The organism is Roseovarius sp. THAF27, assembly GCF_009363655.1.
In the GTDB taxonomy this organism is placed as follows: domain Bacteria; phylum Pseudomonadota; class Alphaproteobacteria; order Rhodobacterales; family Rhodobacteraceae; genus Roseovarius.
Map to the genome: position 1 here is coordinate 2805955 of NZ_CP045393.1, position 20087 is coordinate 2826041.

Consider the following 20087-nt stretch of genomic DNA (forward strand, 5'->3'; position numbering starts at 1 on the left):
TGAGTCGCGCCGACGCAGGGCGCGATCCGGTTGTATGTCAGTCTATTCGGACATCAGTTTGTGTCAACTAAACTTTACACTTTACAGCGAATCGCCTGCCTGTCACCGCTCTGCCGGATCAGCCCGGCTTGCGGCAGGCCAGCGCCGTTGTGATGAACGGGCGGATGGGCTTCGGCGTAACGATGCCCTCGAATCCCGCCCTGCTGCACATCTCGGCAATCCGCGCCTGCGACCGCACGCGCCCGGTGCCCATCGCCATCGTGTAGAACGCGAAATAGACGTCGCCCGCCCGCTCGGGCGCATCGCCGCCCGACATCGGCTCTGAAACGATCAGCCATCCGCCCGGCGGCAAGGCGGCATACGCCTTGCCCAGCAAATCCTCGACCGTGTCGTCCGCATGATCGTAAAGCACGCGGATCAGACAGATCGTGTCCGCCCCCCGCGGCAAGGGGCCGTCCCGGAAGCTGCCGCCCTGCAGCGCAACCCGATCCGTCAAGCCTGGTTCGCTCAATCGACCCCTGGCCTGCGGCATTACCTCGGGCAGATCGAACAGGATCCCCCGCGCGGCCTTGTTTCGCCGCAAGACCTCGGCCAGGAACACGCCCGATCCGCCGCCCACGTCCATCACCGTCCGCGCGCCCTTGATGGGCAGCATCTTCAGCGTGTCGCGGGCCACCAGAACCTGGCTTTCGGCCATCAGCGCCGAATACCTGTCCGCCACCTCCGGCGCGACCTCGCCCTCGGCGCCGAACACGTAGGGCCAGAACCGCGCAAGCCGCGTCTCCCCCTGCCCGCGCAACAGCGCCATCGGGTCGGCCATGTCGGCATAGAGCTCGGCATTGTGCCGGATCATGTTCTCCAACCCCGGCACGCCCAATATCGCCGCCCCCTTCCGGGCCAGCGCATAAGCCCCGTCGCGCCGCCGCTTCAGCAGGCCCAGCGCAGCGCCCGCTCGCAACAGCTGATCCATCCGGTCGGCGGGCACATCATGGCGAAACCCCAGCGCCTCGGCGCTGCGCGGCCCGTCCAGCAAGGCCCGGAGAATGCCGGTGTCGACCAGCGCCGTCAGGACCTGGCTTGCCACGAAACCCTGAAGCAGATCGAAGATCCCGGCCCCCTCCCGGCGCGCCATGCCGCGTCCGAAAGGCAATGCGCCTGCGATACTCTGAAATCGCGGCCGTGCTATCAGACGGTTCAGCCAGCCCGAGAGTCCGGCACGTGACCGCATCTCGGGGTCCCGCACCGCCATGGGCCGCTAGACCCGGTAACCGGCGGGCATCTTCGGCATGATGGCCTGCGCCTGCCGACGCACCATCTCGGCCAGCGCCGCCTCGCCCGGACAGGATGGGATCGACGCGATCGCTCCTGCCAGGATGTCCTTCAGCCGCGCGACCGCGCCCTCGACCCCATAGGCCGCCACCGCGTTGGGCCTTCCGTGCAGGTCATCCTGCCCCACGGGCTTGCCCAGGCTTTTCTCGTCCAGAACCGCGTCGCGCAGATCGTCTGCCACTTGGAATGCCTCACCGATCAACGCCCCAAGGTCACCCCACGGCTCCGCATCATGGCCGGCGGAAACCGCCCCCATTTCCGTCGCCGCGATGAACAACGCCGCTGTCTTCGAGCGGTGATAGGCCTCCAGGTCCACCTCCGGCTCGCTTTCCCAGCCCTGGCCCGCGCAGATGCCGCCGGGCATCCCGGTGCGCCTTGCCAACGTCTGTATCAGGCGCACACCGCGCAATGGCTCCGCCTCGGCCGCGCGAGCCAGTACGTCGAAGGCCAGGATGATCAGGCTGTCGCCGGTCAGCACGGCCAGCGGCTGAGAATGGGCCTTGTGCACCGACGGCTTGCCGCGCCGCAGGTCGGCATCGTCGAAACAGGGCAGATCGTCATGCACCAGGCTGGCGCAATGGATCACCTCCAGTGCCGCCGCCGCCGCATCGCTGAGCGCGGGCGCATCGTCGCCACAGGCCTGCGCCACCGACATCAGGATCGTCGGCCGTATGCGCGCCCCGCCCGGCAGGCAAGCATATCTCAATGCCTCGCCGAGCTGCGCCGGAGCCTCCTTCCCCTGCGTCATGTCCAGCGCGCGCAGAACGGCGGCGTCAATTCGCTGCGAGAGGGGCATGGGTCGCTCCTTGTCAGGCCGTATGTCACGTCATAACGACATATATTATGTAAACTATACTGGACACTTTGGGGTTTCGAGTCAACAATCCCTTACATGACAAGGTCTCGCGTTCCGGACACCAGCGCGCCCCACGCCGTCATCATCGGTGCTGGGATCGGCGGGCTTGCCACTGCCGCGCGTCTCTCGGGCGCAGGGCTGCGCGTCACCGTGTTGGAGCGCCACGGTCACCCCGGCGGCAAGATGCGCACAATGCCCTCCGCCGCCGGTCCGGTCGACGCCGGCCCGACCGTGCTGACCATGCGCCCGGTGTTCGAGGATCTCTTCGCCGCTCTCGGCACCCGGCTGACGGATCACGTCACCCTGCACCGGCAACACCTCCTCGCCCGGCATTTCTGGCCCGATGGCAGCACGCTCGATCTCTTCGACGACCCCGATGCCAACATCAAGGCCGTGGCCGCCTTCGCCGGGGCGCGCGCGGGCCGGCAGATGCGCAAATTCTCCGACCGCGCCCGCGCCCTTTTCGAAGGTTTCGACGCCCCTGTTATGCAGTCGCCCGAACCGACGCTCGCGGCCCTCACCTCCCACGTGCTGCGCCATCCGCACCTGATCCGCCAGATGGCCCCCAACAAGACCCTCGCGCAACTTCTAGACTCCAGCTTCAGCGATCCGCGCCTCGTTCAGCTTTTCGGCCGCTACGCCACCTATGTCGGCGGCTCCCCCTACCACGTGCCCGCCCTTCTGGCGCTGATCTGGCAGGCCGAGGTTTCGGGCGTCTGGGTGGTCGAGGGCGGACTGCATCGGCTGGCGCAGGCCCTGGCCGACACCATCACGGCCCACGGCGGCGAATTCCTCTACGACACCCATGTCGACCGCATCCTCACCGAGAAAGGCCGCGCCATCGGCGTCACCCTTCAGGGCGGCGCCTTCCTGCCCGCCGACGTGGTCGTCTTCAACGGCGACCCGCGCGCGCTGGCCACCGGCGCGCTCGGTCCCGGCCTCGAGAGCGTCGCACCGCAAAACGCCGAAATCCCCCGCAGCTTCTCGGCCGAGGTCTGGGCCTTCGCGGCCAGGCCGTCCGGCCCGGACCTCGCCCATCACAACGTCTTCTTCCGCGCCGATCCCAAGCCGGAGTTCGACGCGCTGATGCAGGGCCGCCGCATCCCCGATCCCACGCTCTATGTCTGCGCCATGGATCGCGGCCTGCCCGCGGCCCCGCCAACCCTCGAACGCTTCGAGATCATCGCCAACGCCCCATCCCTGCAGGAGCCGCAAGGCCCAGAGGAGTTCACCGCATGTCAGACACGCACCTTCCGGACGCTGGCCCGTTTTGGCCTCGACTTCGATCCGCTGCCGGGGCCGGACGCGCTGACAACGCCCCCGGGCTTCGACCGACTGTTTCCCGAGAGCAGCGGATCCCTCTACGGGCAAAGCCCGCATGGCACGATGGCGGCCTTCCAGCGCCCGACGGCCCGGACGCCGGTCAAGGGCCTCTATTTGACGGGCGGCGGGGTCCATCCGGGGGCGGGGGTGCCGTTGGCGGCCCTCTCCGGCAGGCATGCGGCCGAGGCGATACTGACGGACCCAACTTCAATCTCGCCGTCCCGCCCAACGGCTACGCATGGTGGTATGTCGACGGCCTGAAAGACGGCGGCGGTCGCGCCATCTCGATCATCGCCTTCATCGGCTCGGTTTTCTCGCCCTGGTACGCTTGGTCCGGGCGGCGCAACCCGGACAACCATGTCTGCATCAACGTCGCCACCTACGGCCCCGGCGGGCGCTTCACCATGACCGACCGGGGCAGCAGCGCCCTGCGCCAGACGGCGGACAGCTTTACCGTGGGACCGTCTTCGCTGCACTGGACAAACGGCCGTCTCGTCATCGACATCGACGAGATCGGCGCCCCGCCGATGATCTCCCGCGTAAGGGGTCGCGTCACCGTCACCCCCTCCGCGATGACAAATGTCGAACTATCGCTCACGCCCGACGGCGCCCATGTCTGGCGCCCCTTCGCCCCCACCGCGCAGATCGAGGTCGATCTCGACGCGCCCGGCTGGCAATGGGACGGCCACGGCTATTTCGACGCCAATTTCGGCACCCGCGCGCTGGAGCAGGACTTCACCTACTGGACCTGGGGCCGCTTCCCGACCGGGACGGGCAGCACCTGCTTCTACGACGCCACTCGCCTCGACGGCTCGCAGCTGGGCCTCGGCATCCGCTTCGATGAACAAGGCGACGCCCGGATCGTGACGCCTCCGCCGAATACCCGCATGAAGCGCACCGCCTGGGGCCTCTACCGCGAAGGCCGCGCAGACCCGGGCCACACCCCGACGCAAGTGCAACCCATGCTCGACGCGCCTTTCTACGCCCGCGCCGCCGTGCGCAGCGTGATCGACGGCGAACAGACCACCGGCGTGCACGAGGCGCTCGATCTCAAGCGGTTCCGCTCGCCATTCCTGAAACCAATGCTGGCCGTCCGCGTGCCACGCCGGACGCGCTGGCGCTTCCCCGACACCTGACGCAGTCGAAATCTTGAAAAGATTTCGGTCCGATTTCTTCTCAAGAAATCGGCACCGCTACCCGCTCCACGCCTGAAACCCCACGGCCCCGCCGTAGATCCCCAGCATCGTCAGGCTCTCCCACCCCATGTTTGCTGGGCCCGACTCTTCGCGCAGGATCAGCCCGATCAACAGCACGGCGGTCATCGCCAGCCCGACCACGACCCAGAAAAGGTCGCCCGTGCCGATCGCATGATACAGCGATCCGTCGCGATAGCTGATGTCCGACAGGGTCAGGAACAGCACGTCGAACGTGTTGCCCCCGATGATCCCGCCCACGGCCAGCTGCAACGCCCCGCGCCTTACCGCCGCCAGCGTGGTCACCAGCTCAGGCAACGACGTCACCACGGCGGTCATCAACGCGCCGACCAGCGCCGACGACAGACCCAGCTGTTCGGTCAGCGCCCCGGCCGAGCGCGCAATCGCATAGCCGGCCAGCCCCAGCAGCACCATCAGCGCCGCGAACGGCACCAGAAGCGATACCGCGCTTTTCTGCGCGTCCTCATCGTCCTCGGGCTGGTCATCGCGCGTCTCCTGCGTGTCCACCGCCCGCCACATCGGACTTTGCCGCACCCCGACACTGGCATAGGCGCCGAAAAGGTAGATGCCAACCAGCACGACCGAGGCCGGATGCACCGACCAGAACGCCATCTCGGGCATGACGAACGCCGCCAGCGGCACCACCATCATCAGCATCAGCAAGGTGCTCTGAAACAGGTTGGCCACGTCCGCCGCGGCATGTTCCAGGTTCGCGCGGCGATAGATCAGATCGGCCAGCGCCAGAAACGCCGTCTGCGCCGCGATCCCGCCAACCCCGTTGGAAAACGCCAGGCTCGCCCTACCGTCAAGTGCCGATGTGATGGAAACCACAGTGCCCGACAGCGACGTCGCCGCGCCCAGCAACAAGCCGCCCGTGACCGCCTCGCCCAGTCCGGTGCGGTCCGCGATCCGGTCGGCCATACCCGTCATCTTCGTGCCCGCCACCAGAATGACCAGTGCCGCCACGGCAAAGACGATCAGGTTGGCGGTCAGGGAAAGATCAGACAGCATGACGCCTCAACCGCGCAGCTTTGCGGCAAGTTCCGTTGCCGCTTGGAAATTTCAGCGCCGCGCCTCGGCCCGCACCACTTCGGGATTGAGCCGCATCACCGACAGGTTCAGCGCGCCGGCCACGCTCACCCAGGCGAAGTAAGGCACGAACATCAGCCCGGCCAGCCAATCCACCTGCCACAGCTCGATTGTGCCCCAGAACACCGCGATCCACAGGAAAACCAGCACCACCAGCCCCAGCCGGATCCGTTGCAGCCCGAAAAATACCGGCGTCCACAAAGCATTCAGCGCGATCTGCAACGCCCAAAGCGCCATCGCCACCGAGTTGTCAGGGCTCACCGCCACCCGTGCGCCCGCACCGGCGATCAGCAGGTAAAGCGTCGTCCACGCCACCGGGAACAGCCAATTAGGCGGCGTCCATGTCGGCTTGTTGAGGTCCTCATACCATTTGCCCGGCGGGAACAAAGCCCCCGTCGCACCCGCCGCAAAGCAGGCCGCAAGAAAGATTGCAAAGCAAAGCCAGATCATGATCTCGATCTAGCGTGCCTCCCCGAGACCGGCAAGGCCGGATCGTCCCGGTCCCGCGCCTTCAGCGTCGCCATGGTGGAACACAGCGCCTCGCTCCAGTTGCGCCCCGGGGCCGGTCGCTCCGCCGCCGCCTCAACCAGATAGGACACTTCGGGCAAGGGCCGCGCGTGCAGCACGGCCGAGCGCGGCATCATCATCGTGCCGCCCGCCCGCAGGCTTGCCAGTATCAGCCAGCCCAGCTTCTGCGCGCCTGTCGTGCGCGCCCGATGCGTGATCGAGTCGTGCCCCAACCGCCGCAACTGCCGCCCGATCCCGGCATAGATATACCGCGCAGCAAAAATCCCGGGCCGGGCACTCACGGGCAGCGTCGCCACCCCCGCCTCGGACCGGGCATATAGCCCTTCTGCCTCGCGCAACAGCCGCGCGACCACCCGGTGCAACGCCGGCGACATCTGCGGGTTGGCCAGAAACGCCGCCTCGTCCAACCCCTCGTCTTCCATCCAGTCGCGCGGCAGGTACAGCCGCCCTTCGCGGGCGTCCTCGCCCACGTCGCGGGCAATATTCGTCAGCTGCATCGCCACGCCGAGGTCGCAAGCTCGCGCCAGCCCGTCGGCCTCGCGCATCTCCATCAGCACGCACATCATCGCGCCCACCGCCGAGGCCACGCGCGCCGAATAGGCCCGCAACTCCGACAAGCTGTCATACCGCCGGCCCTCCGCGTCCCACGCGAGGCCCTCCAAAAGCGCCTCAGGCAATTCGCGCGGCATGTCGAACCGCGCCACCATGGCGGCAAAGGCCCGGTCCGCAGGCGCATTCCGCGGCACTCCGCGATAGGCCAGGTCCAGCCGTTCGTGCAGCCGTGCCACCGCCTCGGCCTTCTCGGAATGCAGGTCCACCGAGTCGTCCGCCAACCGGCAGAACGCGTAAAGCGCCAGCGCCGGATCGCGCACGCGCCGCGGCAACAGTTTCGAGGCCGCATGGAACGACCGCGACCCATCCCGGATCGCCTCGCGGCAATGCGCCATGTCGGCGGCTTCGGTTCGCTTCAATCTCATCTCACCCGCACCTCGTCGGCATCCGGCACCAGCTTGCCCAGCACCTCGGCACTCGACACCACGCCCGGCAGCCCCGCACCGGGATGCGTCCCCGCGCCGACAAGATAAAGCCCCGCCACTTCCTCGCTCACGTTATGCGGCCGGAACCAGGCGCTCTGAAAAATCCGCGGCTCCAGCGAAAAGCCCGCCCCATGCGGGCTCAGGTACCTGTCCCGGAACGTCTCGGGCGTGAATACTTCCGACGCGGTCAGGAGATCCCCCAGCCCCGGTAACAACTGCTCTTCCAGAACCGCCTGCACCTTTCGGCGATAGGTCTCAGCCATCGCGCCCCAGTCGACCGGATCGTCGAACCCCAGATGCGGCACCGGGCTCAGCGCATAGAACGTGTCATCCCCATCCGGCGCGGCGCTCGGGTCCGTCACCGTGGGCCGGTGCACGTAAAGGCTCATGTCCTCGGCCAGCTTGCCCTTCAGAAAGATATCCTCGACCAGCCCCTTGTAACGCGGCCCGTTCAAGATCGTGTGATGCCCCGCATCGGCCCATTTCCCGCGCGTGCCCTTCGTGCCAAAATACCACACAAACAACCCCATCGACCAGCGCGACCGCCTCAACTTGGGCGCGGTCCAGCGCCGTTTCTTCACGTTGCGCATCAGCCGGTCATAGGTGTGCCCGGCATCAGCATTCGACACGACCACATCGGCCTCGACCAGCTCGCCGCCTGTCAGGCGCACGCCCGCCGCACGGCCGTCGCGCACCACGATCTCGTCCACCTCCGCGCCCTGCCGCACCAGACCGCCCTGGTCGGCCACGACATTCGCCATGGCGCGGGCAATCGCGTCGACGCCGCCCATGGCGTAATGCACACCGAATTCCTTTTCCAGGTGACTGACAAGAATATACATCGACGTCACGTTGAACGGATCGCCCCCGATGAACAGCGGATGGAACGAAAACGCCATCCGCAGGCGTTCATCCCCGAACCGCTTCGCCGCATGGGCATAAACCGACCGATCCGCCCGCAGCAGCCCGAAGGCGGGCAAGGCGTTCAAAAGGTCCCGCAGCCGGTGCATCGGCCGCCGCCCCAGATCTTCGAACCCGAACGCATAGCGCCGTTCACTGTCCTTAAGGAACCGCTCATAGCCCTGCGCATCGCCGGGGCTCAGCCGCGCCACCTCGGCTCGCATCGCGTTGGTATCCTGACGCGCGGTAAACGTGCTGCCGTCAGGCCAGCGAATCTCATAAAACGGATCAAGCGGACGCAAATCCACGTCATCGCGAAACCGCCGCCCGCAGGCCGCCCAAAGCTCCTCGAACATCTGCGGCACCGTCACGATGGTCGGCCCCAGATCGAACCGATGATCGTTTCTCCAGATACTCGACCCGCGCCCGCCGGGGCTGTCCAGCCGGTCCAGCACCGTCACGCGATAGCCTTTAGCGCCCAGCCGCATGGCCGACGCCAGCCCGCCCAGCCCCGCGCCGATCACCACCGCGCGCGGCCTCAGCGCCCTCTCGGCCTGCTCACGAAGTGCGGGGTCAAGACGTGTCAACATACCTGCAGACTACATGTGTCAAGTTAAGTTGACAATCGCCGAGTGAAGTTCTTTTATGGGCCGGAACGCGCTGGACAACCGGACGTCGCGATTGGCATGAATGGGACTGCCGAACCGCACGCATTGGCCGAAGGGGGACAGGGTCATCCAAATCGTCAGCCTCAGCTTTTTCCGTTTTGCACCGGGCCTCTCCAGGCTCTGGGCCTTTACCATGATGGGCCTTGCGCGTCCCGCGCTGGCGCGCGTCCCCGGCATCGGCTTCTGGAAGCTGTGCGGCTCTGGCACCGGCGAAGGCTTCACGCCGAAACCCAACACCGGCGTCTATGCCATTCTCGCCACCTGGCCCGACCTTGCCACCGCGCAGCGCCAGACCGCCGAGGCGCCGATCTTCCGCCGCTACGCCCGCCGCGCCATCGAATGCTATACTCTCTTCATGCAAGCCACCTCCGTGCGCGGCGCCTGGTCCGGCAGGACCCCTTTCGAACCCGAGGGAACGGCAGACACCGGCCCCGTCGCCGCCCTCACCCGCGCCACGATCAAGCCCCTTGTGGCGCTCAGGTTCTGGCGCCACGTGCCCGACATCAGCACCGTCATCGGCGCCGATACCAACGTTGCCTTCAAGATCGGCATCGGCGAGGTGCCGCTCCTGCACCAGGTCACCTTCTCGGTCTGGCCCGACACCGCGGGCATGGCCGCCTTCGCCCGCCACGACGGCCCCCACGCCCGCGCCATCAAGGCCGTGCGTGACGGCAACTGGTTCCGCGAAGAACTCTACGCCCGGTTCAACGTCGTCGCGGAACGCGGCACATGGCAGGGCGCCAAACCACTTCAACACCTGGGGGTCGGCGCATGAGCCTCGCCTTTCCGTTCTCCGCCATCGTCGGACAGGACACCATGAAACAGGCGCTGATCCTGACCGCCATCGACCCGGGCCTGGGCGGCGTGCTTGTCTTTGGCGACCGCGGCACAGGCAAGTCCACCGCCGTCCGCGCCCTCGCGGCCCTCCTGCCGCCCATCACCGCCGTCAAAGGCTGCCCGGTCAATTCCGAGCGCCCCGAGGACTGCCCCGACTGGGCCACCGTGCCCGACACCAACCTGGTTGAACGCCCCACCCCCGTCGTCGACCTGCCCCTGGGCGTCACCGAGGACCGCGTCACCGGCGCGCTTGACATCGAACGCGCGCTCACCAAGGGCGAGAAGGCCTTCGAGCCAGGCCTTCTCGCCCGCGCCAATCGCGGCTATCTCTATATCGACGAGGTCAACCTGCTCGAGGATCACATCGTCGATCTGTTGCTCGACGTTGCCCAGTCCGGCGTCAACGCCGTCGAGCGCGAAGGCCTCTCCATCCGCCACCCCGCCCGCTTCGTTCTGGTCGGCTCCGGCAACCCCGAAGAGGGCGAGCTGCGCCCGCAGCTTCTCGACCGTTTCGGCCTTTCGGTCGAGGTCGCCTCGCCCACCGACATCGACGAACGGATCGAGGTCGTCCGCCGCCGCGACGCCTTCGACATGGACCGCGAAAGTTTCGTCGCCACGTGGCAGCCCGAGGATGCGAAAATCCGCGACGCCATCCTCGCCGGACGCACCGCACTCCGCAAACTCGAAGCGACCGACGCCATCCTGCGCGACTGCGCGACCCTGGCCGTGGCCCTCGGCGCCGACGGCCTGCGCGGCGAGCTGACCCTGCTGCGCGCCGCCCGCGCCCTCGCCGCCTATGAAGGCGACGCCGCGATCACCCGCGATCATCTCGCCGCCGTGGCCCCCCTGGCACTCAGCCACCGCCTGCGCCGCGACCCGCTGGACGAGGCCGGCTCCACCACCCGCGTCACCCGCACCGTCGCCGAAACCTTCGGATGACCGCCGAGGCCGACACCGCCCGCACCCAGCGCGCCCTCGCGGCCCTTGCAGTTGATCCCGGCGGCCTCAAGGGCCTGACGTTCCGCGCCCGCATGGGCCCCGCCCGGCAGGCGTTTGAAACCGCTCTGCGCAAACTGCCCGGCGCCCAGCACCGCATTCACCCCGCTATCACCGACGACCAGCTTTTCGGCGGCCTCAACATCGCCGCCTCGCTGGCCGAAGGCCGCCCGGCGCGCGACGCGGGCCTCGCCGACCAGCCCTCCACTCTTACCCTTACAATGGCCGAACGCACGCCCCCCGGCCTCGCCGCCCGCCTCGCGCAGCTGCTCGACGCCGATCACGGCCACGCCCTCATCTTGCTCGACGAATCCGCCAGCGCGGACGAAGGCGCGCCGCAAACCCTGCTCGACCGCCTCGCCTTCCACATCGAGCCGACCGAGGCCGCTGCCCCCGTCCGTCTGCCCGCCGCCGCCGATCTGGATTCGGCCCGCAAGCGCCTGCCCCGCGTGCAAGTGTCCGACGACGCCCTGCCCCTGCTCGTCACCCTCGCCGCCCGCTTCGGCATCCACAGCTTGCGCGCGCCCAGCCTCGCCCTGCGCGCCGCCCGCGCCCTCGCCGCGCTCGACGCCGAGATGACGGTCAGCGACGCCCAGCTTCAGGAAGCCGCGGAACTGGTCTTTCCCTCCCGCGCAACGGTGATGCCTGCCGAGGCGGAAGAGGAAACACCGCCTGAGACGCCGGAACCGGACCAGTCCGATGCGTCCGACACCAACGGCGACCAATCCCTCACCGACCTGCCCGACGACATCCTCGTCTCCGCCATCGCCGCCCTGCTGCCGCCCGACATTCTCGACCGCCTCGCCGCCAAATCCACCCGCCCCGCCAATGCGGCAGGCAGCGGCGCGGGCGACGGCCGCCGCGGCAACCGTCGGGGCCGCCCCCTGCCCTCGCGCCCGGGCCGCCCCTCGGCCCAATCCCGGATCGACCCGATCGCCACGCTCCGCGCTGCCGCCCCGTGGCAGACCCTCCGCAAAACCGGACGCAACGCCGACCGCGCGCTGGTCATCCTGCCCTCGGACATCCGCATCAAACGGTTCGAGGACCGCTCCGACCGCCTGCTCATCTTCACCGTCGACGCCTCCGGCTCCGCCGCCGTCGCCCGCCTGGCCGAAGCGAAAGGCGCGGTGGAACTCATGCTGGCCCAGGCCTATGCCCGCCGCGATCAGGTCGCCCTTCTGGCCTTCCGCGGCACCGGCACCGAAACGCTCCTGCCGCCAACCCGCTCGCTGGTACAGGCCAAACGCCGCCTTGCCTCGCTGCCCGGCGGCGGCGGCACGCCCCTCGCCTCTGGCCTGATGGCCGCGGGCGACCTCGCACAGCTGGCCCGCGGCCGTGGCCTCACGCCCATGCTGGTCCTGCTGACGGACGGCCGCGCCAACATCCCGCTCTCCGGCGACCCCAACCGCGCCACCGCGAACGACGACGCCACCCGCCTCGCCGTCAGCCTGCGCGGGCAAGGCCTCTCCGGCGTGCTGGTCGACACCTCCAACCGCCCCACCGACACGGCCCGCACCATCGCCGCCGCTCTGGGCGCGCGCTATCTCGCCCTGCCCCGCGCCGACGCCCACGGAATAAGCACCGCCGTCACCTCGGCGCTCGAGGCGTAAAGCGCATGGACTGGGCCCGCGACCTGCCCGACTGGCCCCATGCCGATGCGTCGCGCCGCGTCCGCCACCGTCCGCACGACTGGCATGTGCAGGAATGGGGCACCGGCCCCACGCTCCTGCTACTGCACGGCGCGGGCGCCAGCACGCATACCTGGCGCGACCTCATTCCCCGCCTGTCTGAAAACCACCACATCATTGCCCTCGACCTGCCCGGCCACGGCTTCACCCGCGCCGGCAGCGTCTCGCGCCTCGGCCTCGCCACCACCGCCGAGGACATCGCGGCTCTGTGCGCCGATCAGAACTGGCAGCCGCAGGCGCTCATCGGCCATTCCGCCGGCGCCGCCGTGGCGCTCGACCTGGCAACACGCCTGCCCGGCACCCCCGCCGTCATCGGCCTCAATGCCGCGCTCGACCGGTTCGAAGGCATGGCGGGTTGGCTTTTTCCGATGCTGGCCAAGCTCCTCGCGCTCAACCCGCTCACCGCCATCGCCTTTTCGGCCGGTGGCGCCCGCCTGGGCCGCGCCCGCAACGTGATCCGCGCCACCGGCTCCACCCTCTCCGAAGAGGGCCTTGCCTGGTACAGCCGCCTCCTCGCCGATCGCGCGCATGTGGACAGCACGCTACAGATGATGTCCCGCTGGAGTACCGACGCCCTGCTCGACCACCTGCCCGAAATCGAAAGCCCGGTTCTTCTGGTCACCGGCGACCGAGACACCGCCGTCGCGCCCGAGGTCTCGGACCGCGCCGCCGCCCTACTGCCCAATGCCGAGCGCATCCGGCTGGACGGCCTGGGCCACCTTGCCCACGAGGAAGATCCCGACCGCCTTTGCGACATCATGCTGGGTTGGCTGCGCGGCAAATCTTTCTAGAAAAGATTTGGCAAAAGCTTTCTCAAAGCTTTTGGCCGCTCACCCTTGCCCCAGCGCCGCCCGCCCCTTCCGGCTGTACCCCCGTGTCATCCGGTCCGCGATCATCGCCAGCGTCGCCATCCCGATCCCGGCAATCATCCCCACGCCAAAGTCGCCATTGTTCAGCCCGATGTAAATCTCCTGCCCCAGATCGCTCGTCCCCACCAGCGCCGTGATCACCAGCATCGCCACCCCGAACATGATCGTCTGGTTCAGCCCCAGCAGCAGTTGCGGCAACGCCAGCGGCAACCGCACCCGCCACAGCATCTGCCACCGGCTCGACCCGCACGCCTTCGCAGCCTCGATCACCTCCGGGCTGACCCCGCGCAGCCCGTGCTCAGCATAACGGATGGCGGGCACGATGGCATAGGCCATGATCGCCAGCAGCGCCGTGAAATCCCCCAGCTTGAAGAACATCACGAAGGGGATCAGGATCACGAACAGCGGCATGGTCTGCAACGTGTCGCTGATCGGGCGCAGAAAGGCCGATACCGCGTCATTCTCCGACGCAATCACCCCCAGCGTCGTGCCGATCAGGAACGACAGCGCCACCGCCAGCCCGCACAGGTAGAACGAAATCGTCGCCTCGGGCCAGACCCCCGCCACCATCAGGAAGGCCAGGCCAACGCCCGTGCCAATCGCCAGGCGTCGCCCGCCCGCCTGCCACGCCAGCAACACCATCACGCCGGCAATCGACAGCCACGGCAGCCCCGTGATCCCGAAATACAGCAGGATTGCCAACAGCGCGACACCGATGGCCGCCCGCACCCGGCGCCGCAGCAACAGCCACCCGGCCAGCGCCGCCATCGCCACGGCGTACCCGATCTTCATCGGCATGGTGAACTCGAACCCCCAGGAAAACGGGCTGATCGTCTGCTCCAGCCCCATCTTCACCGGCAGCATCAGGTAAAACAGCGCCGTCGTCTTGATCGCCTTGATCGCGCCCGCGTATTCTACCAGCAGCCAGTTGAACGCATCGTTCATCGCGTCCGCCGGATAGAATTCCCAGGCCCGCGGATACTCCTGCAGGAACGGAAACACCCGCGCCAGAACCAGCATCACGCCCGTGAACACCGCCGCCACGATCCAGTACCGATAGCGCGCGACGAAACTCTCGTCCTCGCCTGCGTCCGGCGACCGCCCCATCGCGGCCCGCGCCGTGATCCGGTCCATCACCATCGCCATCAGCGCGATCACCACGCCCGCCAGTATCGCCTCGGCCACGTTCGCCTTGCGGATATGGGTCAGCACTTCCCAGCCGATATCGGACGTGCCGCCGATAATGGACGCGATGATGATCATCGAAAACGCGGCCAGCATGGTCTGGTTCACCCCCAGCAGGATCTGGCGCAGCGCGCTCGGCACCCGCACGCGCCAGAACATCTGGCCCGCCGTGGCCCCCGCCATCATGCCCGCTTCGATTACCTCCTCATCGACGCGGGCCAGCCCCAGCGTGGTGTTCCGCACCATCGGCGGCACCGCGTAAAGCACCGAGGCGATCAGCCCCACCACCGGCCCGAAGCCAAAGAGCAACAGGATCGGCAACAGGTAGGCAAAGACCGGGATCGTCTGCAACGTGTCCATCGTGGGCGTGATCACCCGCTCGGCCTGGTCGGAATAGAACGCCCAGGTCCCCACGCAGAACCCGATCGCCACCGCTAGCGGCACCGACACCATCACCAGCGCCAGCGAATTCATCGACTCGGTCCAGTAGCCGATGACGACCATGTAGAACATCGCCAGAAACGTGAACACCGCCAGCTTGCAGCCAGACACCGCGAAGGACGCGATCACCAGCAGACCCACGGTCAGCGCCCAGGGCATCCAATGCAAAAACTCCCGCACCCAGGACATCGGGTAATCCATCAGGTCCGAGAACGCGCGAAACGCCGGCCCCGCTGTGTCTACCACCCAGTCCATGCCGGTGTTCAGCCAGTCGGTCATCGGCCATTCCCACGCCTCGGGAAACTCCATCAGCCAGCCCAGCCGGTCACGAAAGCCCAGCGCCACCAGCGTCAGCCCGATCAACGCGAACCACGCCCAATGCGTGCGGTCCCCGCTCATGCCGGGGCTTCCTCCTGTTCGGACAATCGCGCCAGCGCCCGGACCACGCTTTGCGCCGTCACCACGCCCGTCACCGTGCCGCCCTGCTCCACCGCCAGCCCCTCGGGATGCGCCGACAGCATCGGCAACAGCGCCTCGACCGACACGTCGCCCGAAACCCGCTCGCGCCCTTCGGCGGATCCGGCCTCGGGGTCCGTCACCTCGTGGGCGCGCAGCACGCGCACCATGGGCACGTCATTGGTGAACTCGGCCACGTAATCGTCCGCCGGATTGGTGATCAGCTCGGCCGGCGTGCCGGTCTGCACCACGCGCCCGCCGCGCATGATCATCATCCGGTCCGCCACGCGCAGCGCCTCAAGAAAGTCATGCGTGATGAACACGATCGACTTTTGCAGATCGTTCTGGATGCGCAGGAACTCGTCCTGCATCTGCCGCCGGATCAGCGGATCCAACGCCGAAAACGGCTCGTCCAGCAGCCACAGATCCGGGTCCACGGCCAGCGACCGGGCGATGCCGACCCGCTGCTGCTGTCCCCCAGACAACTGGTGCGGATAGCTTTTTTCGCGCCCTTCCAGCCCCACAAGCTCGATCACCTTGCCCACCCTCTCGCGGGTATGGTCCTGCGCCGCGCCCTGCAGGCTCAGCGGAAAGGCGATGTTCTCCCACACGCTCAGATGCGGCATCAGGCCGAAATTCTGGAACACCATGCCGATCTGGTGGCGGCGCACCTCGATCATCTCCTTGTCGGATTTCGCCCGCAGATCCTCGCCGTCCAACAGGATCTCGCCATGCGTCGGCTCCACCAGCCGCGACAGACAGCGCACCACCGTGGACTTGCCCGACCCAGACAGGCCCATGATCACGAAAATCTCGCCCACGGCCACGTCAAAGCTCACATCCGCGGCCGCCGGAATCGCGCCGTCCTCGCGGATGCGCTCGGCCAGCGCAGGTGTCTTTTCGGCAGGCTCGCCGCCCGGAAAATATTGTTCCGGTTTCTTGCCGTAGACCTTCCAGATATGACGACAGGACAGCCTCGGCTGGTCCGTCCCGGCGCCATCGCTCTCTTGCGTGTCGCTCATGCTGACCCTGCCCCCGCTGATACGAAAAGGCCGGGCGTCACGACCCCCGGCCTTTCCGATACGTCCATACGCACCTTACTGCGCAGCCTTTCCGGCCTCGACCCAGGGACCCCAGGTCTCTTCGTTGGCGTCGATCCACTCGGCCACGACCTCTTCCAGGTCACGACCTTTCTGGTCGATCTCCAGCATCAGCGCGTTCTGCACCTCGTTGTCGATCGAGATCTGCTCGAACACCGCCGCCACGCCCGGGTTCGCCTCGGCAAACTCGGCATTGATGATCTTGTCGATCGAGGCCTGCTGGAACCCGCAGGCCTTGCCCCGCTCCTGGCCCTCTTCCTCGATGCATTCCCCCTCGGCAGGGTCCCACGCGACCCATTCCATCTCCATGTCGGCAAACAGCCAGTGGGGCTGCCAGAACATCATCAGGATCGGGTCCTGCGTCGCCACGGCCGATTTCAGTTCGGCGATCATCGCGCCCTCGGATCCGCCCGCGACCGGCTCGAACGGCATGTCGATCATCGCCACCACGTCCTTCGACCGGGTGCCCCAGTCGGCGGGATAAGTGATCAGCCGGCCCTTGGGAAAGGTGTCGGCGGCGGCAAAGGCCTGCGCGCAGTCGTAAAGCGCCTCGTAATCCGGCAGGCCGGGGCACTGTTCCTTCATGTAAGGCGGATAGATCCAGCCTTCCTGCGGCTGCAGGCCCAGCTGACCCACCACGGTGATATCGCCCGACTCCACCGCCTTGGGATAGATGTCGCCCACGTTGTTGGTCCATACCTCGGGCTGCAGGTGCAGATCGCCATTGGCGATGGCCGCGAATTGCGGCACCGCACCCGCGGTCACGTATTCCACATCATGCCCGGCCTTTTCCAGCAGCGTCCCGGTGATATGCGCCGAAATATGCTGCCCCGTCCATTCGTTGATCGGAATGCGCACCGTCTCGGCCTGCGCCATCCCGGCCCCGGCCAGCGACAGGCTCGCCGCCCACAAGACAGAATTCATCTTCATCGTTCTCTCCCCGTTTTTATTGATGCAGATCATGGCCGCCATCATGCGACGTCCGCACCGTGGACCCAAGCAGAAATGTTTGTTGACCGGAGAGTTAATAAAAACAAGGCTGATATCAGGCGTCCGCGGCGCGGCTGCCGATTTCATAAGCATTGTGTAAGGGAGGATGCCGTGCCGTTGAAAGTCGCTGAAAAATGGTTTCAGACCAAGGACATGGGTGATGGTGTCACCCTCATATGGGAGCCGCATGTCGCGCCATGGTTGCGCTGCAATATCTGGCATATCCAAGGACGCGACCGCGATCTCGTGATCGACACCGGCATGGGCCTGCGTCCCATGACGCACGAGCTGGCACAGCTGACCGAGCGCCCCCTCAGCGCCATCGTCACCCATACGCATTTCGACCATTCGGGCGGGTTGCACGAGTTCGACCACCGCTGCGGTCACACGGCAGAGTCCGACCTCATCGCCAACCCCACGCCGTCCAACACCTATGCCGACGCAGGCTTCGTGCGGGCCGAAACCTTCACCGCCCTGCCATACGCGGGCTTCTCCCACGAGCACTACACCGTGACACCCGCGCCGCTCTCCGCCCTCTTGGACGAAGGCGACGTGGTCGACCTTGGCGACCGCGCATTCACGGTCTTTCACCTGCCCGGCCATAGCCCCGGCTCCATCGCGCTCCACGAGGCTTCGACCGGCCTCCTCTTCAGCGGCGACGTGGTCTATGACGGCGACCTCATCGACGACATGGACCATTCGGACCCCGCGTTGCTGGCCGAGTCCCACGCCCGCCTGCGCGAGCTCGATGTCACCACAGTACACGCCGGCCACTTCAAATCCTTCGGCCGCGACAAGCTGATTGAAATCCTCGACGAATACCGCGACGGTGGCCGCCGTCTGGGCGATGCCGACGCATGGCTTGCCGACATGATCGCAAGGAGCAGACCCCATTGACCAAACGCACGGCCATCATCACCGGCGGGCTGGCGGGCATCGGCCTCGCCACCGCCCGCCTGCTGCACGAGGCCGGGCATACCGTCGCCATCGGTGCCCGGCGCGGCGACGACACATCGCTTCAGGACATGGCCCGCGACACCGTCGGTGCGGATGTCTTCGTCGCCCCGCTCGACGTGCGCCAGCGCGGCTCGGTCACGGCTTTCTGCACCTCCGTCAAAAACCAGTTCGGCACGCCGCAGATCCTTGTGAACGCCGCCGGCGTCACCCGGCACCAGACGGTCTCCGACCACGATCTCGACGCGTGGGACGACGTGATCGAGACAAACCTCACCGGCACCTTCCTGATGATCCACGCGTGTCTGCCCGACATGATGGCGTCGGGCTGGGGCCGGATCGTCAACATCGCCTCCACCGCCGCATCCTCGGCGGTCGCCGACCACCCCGCCTATTGCGCGTCCAAGTCCGGCGTGCTCGGCCTCTCCCGCGCCGTGGCTTTGGAAGGCGCCCCCCACGGCGTCACCTGCACCACGGTCAGCCCCACCTGGGTCGAAACGGAAATGCTGCGCTCATCCGCCGCAACCATCGCCACCCAGAACGGAACCACCCAGGCCGAAGAGATCGCGGCCCTGGCACGCGCCAACCCGCAAAACCGCCTCGTCCAACCGGAAGAGGTCGCCGCCATCATCGCCTTTCTCTGCTCAGATGCCGCCCCGGGCCTGACCATGGAAGACATCCAGATCAACGCCGGCGCGCACTGGTAATCAGGCCAGCCGCCGCGCCCGCCACGCCATCACCGCAGGCTCGATCAGCCCCGCCGACAGGATCAGCGGCAGGCCCACCGCTTCGCGCAGGCCGAACCGTTCCCCGGCCCAGATCGCCGCGGTGACCGTCGCCACCGCCACCTCGGTCATGAACAACAGCCCCACCAGCCCGGGGTTCAGCCGCGACGGCGCATAGATCGTGGCGAACGAGCTGGGCAGGATCAGGATCACCGCCACCGGCACAAACCACCACATCAGACCCCTGACCTCGGGCCAGTCCGGTACGGTCGCGATCTCCTGTACCGTCGCGATCCCCGCCACCAGCAGCGCCACGACCGCCCCGACAACCAGGAAATTCACCGCATGGGTCAGGATCCGCACCCGCCGTTCCGTCAGGATCAGCGTACATCCCACGGCCCAGAACATCCCCGAGATCAGCCCGAACCAGTCGCCCGCGTTGCGCGGCAGCGGCAGCCCGGTGTCATCGGCAAAGATCACCACTAGCCCGATCAGCCCCACGAAGATCGACAGCCACCGGAACCACGTCATCCGGTCGCCCAGGAAGATCCAGCCCAGCAGGAACCCCCAGATCGGCGTCATGTAGAACAAGAGCACCGCGCGCACCACGTCGGTATACAGCAGGCCAGCGGCGTAGAGCGCAAAGGCCACCCCCGCCAAGATGCCCCCCAGAAGCGGCCGCAGCCCTTGCGCATAGTCCGCGCGCAGCACCCAGACCGCCGGCAGGCTCAGCAGCGCTGGCAGCGTCAGGAACACCACCATCGCCCAAGGCGCATCCAGCCCCGCCTGCTCGATCATCCGCAGCGGCAGCCAGAAAATGCCCCAGCACAGCCCCGCGAAAAGTCCCGTCAGGACAGCCCTGTTGTTGCCCTTAGCCAAGGCGCGCCTCCTTTTCTCGTGTT

Annotated in this window: 18 protein-coding genes; 8 read left to right on the top strand and 10 right to left on the bottom strand. The window is 67.3% G+C overall.

Annotated elements, in window-relative coordinates:
• Nucleotides 1-118 precede the first annotated feature (118 nt).
• Together FIU89_RS14130 and FIU89_RS14135 are read right to left on the bottom strand one after the other, a co-directional pair.
• Complete coding sequence (locus FIU89_RS14130) at nt 119-1132, bottom strand: methyltransferase (protein WP_368373264.1); 1014 nt, start codon at nt 1130-1132, stop codon at nt 119-121.
• A 123-nt stretch (nt 1133-1255) separates the two neighbouring features.
• Nucleotides 1256-2125: a polyprenyl synthetase family protein gene (locus tag FIU89_RS14135; protein WP_152493192.1), complete on the bottom strand. Its 870-nt coding sequence runs from the start codon at nt 2123-2125 to the stop codon at nt 1256-1258.
• A gap of 96 nt (nt 2126-2221) precedes the next feature.
• Between FIU89_RS14135 and crtD the strand changes: the two genes are divergently transcribed.
• Nucleotides 2222-3769, top strand: a complete 1548-nt coding sequence (gene crtD, locus FIU89_RS14140; protein ID WP_152493193.1) for a 1-hydroxycarotenoid 3,4-desaturase CrtD — start codon at nt 2222-2224, stop codon at nt 3767-3769.
• A complete protein-coding gene (gene crtC / locus FIU89_RS14145; RefSeq protein ID WP_302849013.1) occupies nt 3766-4644 on the top strand; it encodes a carotenoid 1,2-hydratase in 879 nt (292 codons plus the stop codon). The genes crtD and crtC overlap by 4 nt, the downstream gene beginning before the upstream one ends.
• A gap of 57 nt (nt 4645-4701) precedes the next feature.
• Here crtC and FIU89_RS14150 read toward each other — a convergent pair whose 3' ends face one another.
• Genes FIU89_RS14150 through FIU89_RS14165 form a run of 4 tightly spaced genes read right to left on the bottom strand, consistent with a single transcriptional unit; the run spans nt 4702 to nt 8866 of the window.
• Nucleotides 4702-5733 carry a sodium:calcium antiporter gene (locus FIU89_RS14150; protein WP_152493194.1) on the bottom strand — a complete coding sequence of 344 codons (1032 nt, stop codon included), beginning with the start codon at nt 5731-5733 and terminating at the stop codon, nt 4702-4704.
• A 51-nt stretch (nt 5734-5784) separates the two neighbouring features.
• The gene (locus FIU89_RS14155) at nt 5785-6261 is read right to left on the bottom strand and encodes a TspO/MBR family protein (protein WP_152493195.1); all 477 of its coding nucleotides are present in this window, start codon (nt 6259-6261) and stop codon (nt 5785-5787) included.
• The gene (crtB, locus tag FIU89_RS14160; RefSeq protein WP_152493196.1) at nt 6258-7316 is read right to left on the bottom strand and encodes a 15-cis-phytoene synthase; all 1059 of its coding nucleotides are present in this window, start codon (nt 7314-7316) and stop codon (nt 6258-6260) included. Before crtB ends, FIU89_RS14155 begins: the two co-directional genes overlap by 4 nt.
• The gene (locus FIU89_RS14165; protein ID WP_152493197.1) at nt 7313-8866 is read right to left on the bottom strand and encodes a phytoene desaturase; all 1554 of its coding nucleotides are present in this window, start codon (nt 8864-8866) and stop codon (nt 7313-7315) included. The genes crtB and FIU89_RS14165 overlap by 4 nt, the downstream gene beginning before the upstream one ends.
• Before the next feature lie 100 nt (nt 8867-8966).
• Here FIU89_RS14165 and crtA point away from each other — a divergent pair, with 100 nt between their 5' ends.
• The 4 genes from crtA to bchO are packed head-to-tail and all read left to right on the top strand — an operon-like array spanning nt 8967 to nt 13256.
• Nucleotides 8967-9719, top strand: a complete 753-nt coding sequence (crtA, locus tag FIU89_RS14170; protein ID WP_152493198.1) for a spheroidene monooxygenase — start codon at nt 8967-8969, stop codon at nt 9717-9719.
• On the top strand, nt 9716-10720 hold the full coding sequence (gene bchI / locus FIU89_RS14175; protein ID WP_152493199.1) for a magnesium chelatase ATPase subunit I: 1005 nt from the start codon (nt 9716-9718) through the stop codon (nt 10718-10720). Before crtA ends, bchI begins: the two co-directional genes overlap by 4 nt.
• On the top strand, nt 10717-12387 hold the full coding sequence (locus FIU89_RS14180) for a magnesium chelatase subunit D (protein ID WP_152493200.1): 1671 nt from the start codon (nt 10717-10719) through the stop codon (nt 12385-12387). Before bchI ends, FIU89_RS14180 begins: the two co-directional genes overlap by 4 nt.
• Before the next feature lie 5 nt (nt 12388-12392).
• Complete coding sequence (gene bchO / locus FIU89_RS14185; protein WP_152493201.1) at nt 12393-13256, top strand: alpha/beta fold hydrolase BchO; 864 nt, start codon at nt 12393-12395, stop codon at nt 13254-13256.
• A 39-nt stretch (nt 13257-13295) separates the two neighbouring features.
• Here the strand turns inward: bchO and FIU89_RS14190 are convergent, their stop codons facing one another.
• The 3 genes from FIU89_RS14190 to FIU89_RS14200 all read right to left on the bottom strand — a co-directional run bounded on the left by FIU89_RS14190 (nt 13296) and on the right by FIU89_RS14200 (nt 17446).
• Entirely contained in the window at nt 13296-15359 is a 2064-nt protein-coding gene (locus FIU89_RS14190) for an ABC transporter permease subunit (RefSeq protein WP_152493202.1), read from the bottom strand.
• A complete protein-coding gene (locus FIU89_RS14195) occupies nt 15356-16438 on the bottom strand; it encodes a glycine betaine/L-proline ABC transporter ATP-binding protein (RefSeq protein ID WP_152493203.1) in 1083 nt (360 codons plus the stop codon). The genes FIU89_RS14190 and FIU89_RS14195 overlap by 4 nt, the downstream gene beginning before the upstream one ends.
• Before the next feature lie 75 nt (nt 16439-16513).
• Nucleotides 16514-17446 (bottom strand): ABC transporter substrate-binding protein, encoded by a 933-nt coding sequence (locus FIU89_RS14200; protein WP_152493204.1) that lies wholly within the window; start codon nt 17444-17446, stop codon nt 16514-16516.
• 171 nt (nt 17447-17617) lie between these two features.
• Here FIU89_RS14200 and FIU89_RS14205 point away from each other — a divergent pair, with 171 nt between their 5' ends.
• Nucleotides 17618-18403 carry an MBL fold metallo-hydrolase gene (locus tag FIU89_RS14205; RefSeq protein ID WP_254701684.1) on the top strand — a complete coding sequence of 262 codons (786 nt, stop codon included), beginning with the start codon at nt 17618-17620 and terminating at the stop codon, nt 18401-18403.
• Entirely contained in the window at nt 18400-19167 is a 768-nt protein-coding gene (locus FIU89_RS14210; protein ID WP_254701685.1) for an SDR family NAD(P)-dependent oxidoreductase, read from the top strand. Before FIU89_RS14205 ends, FIU89_RS14210 begins: the two co-directional genes overlap by 4 nt.
• On the opposite strand, the gene FIU89_RS14215 is transcribed toward FIU89_RS14210, so the two are convergent.
• On the bottom strand, nt 19168-20064 hold the full coding sequence (locus tag FIU89_RS14215) for a DMT family transporter (protein WP_172978115.1): 897 nt from the start codon (nt 20062-20064) through the stop codon (nt 19168-19170). It lies immediately after the preceding gene.
• Nucleotides 20065-20087 lie beyond the last annotated feature (23 nt).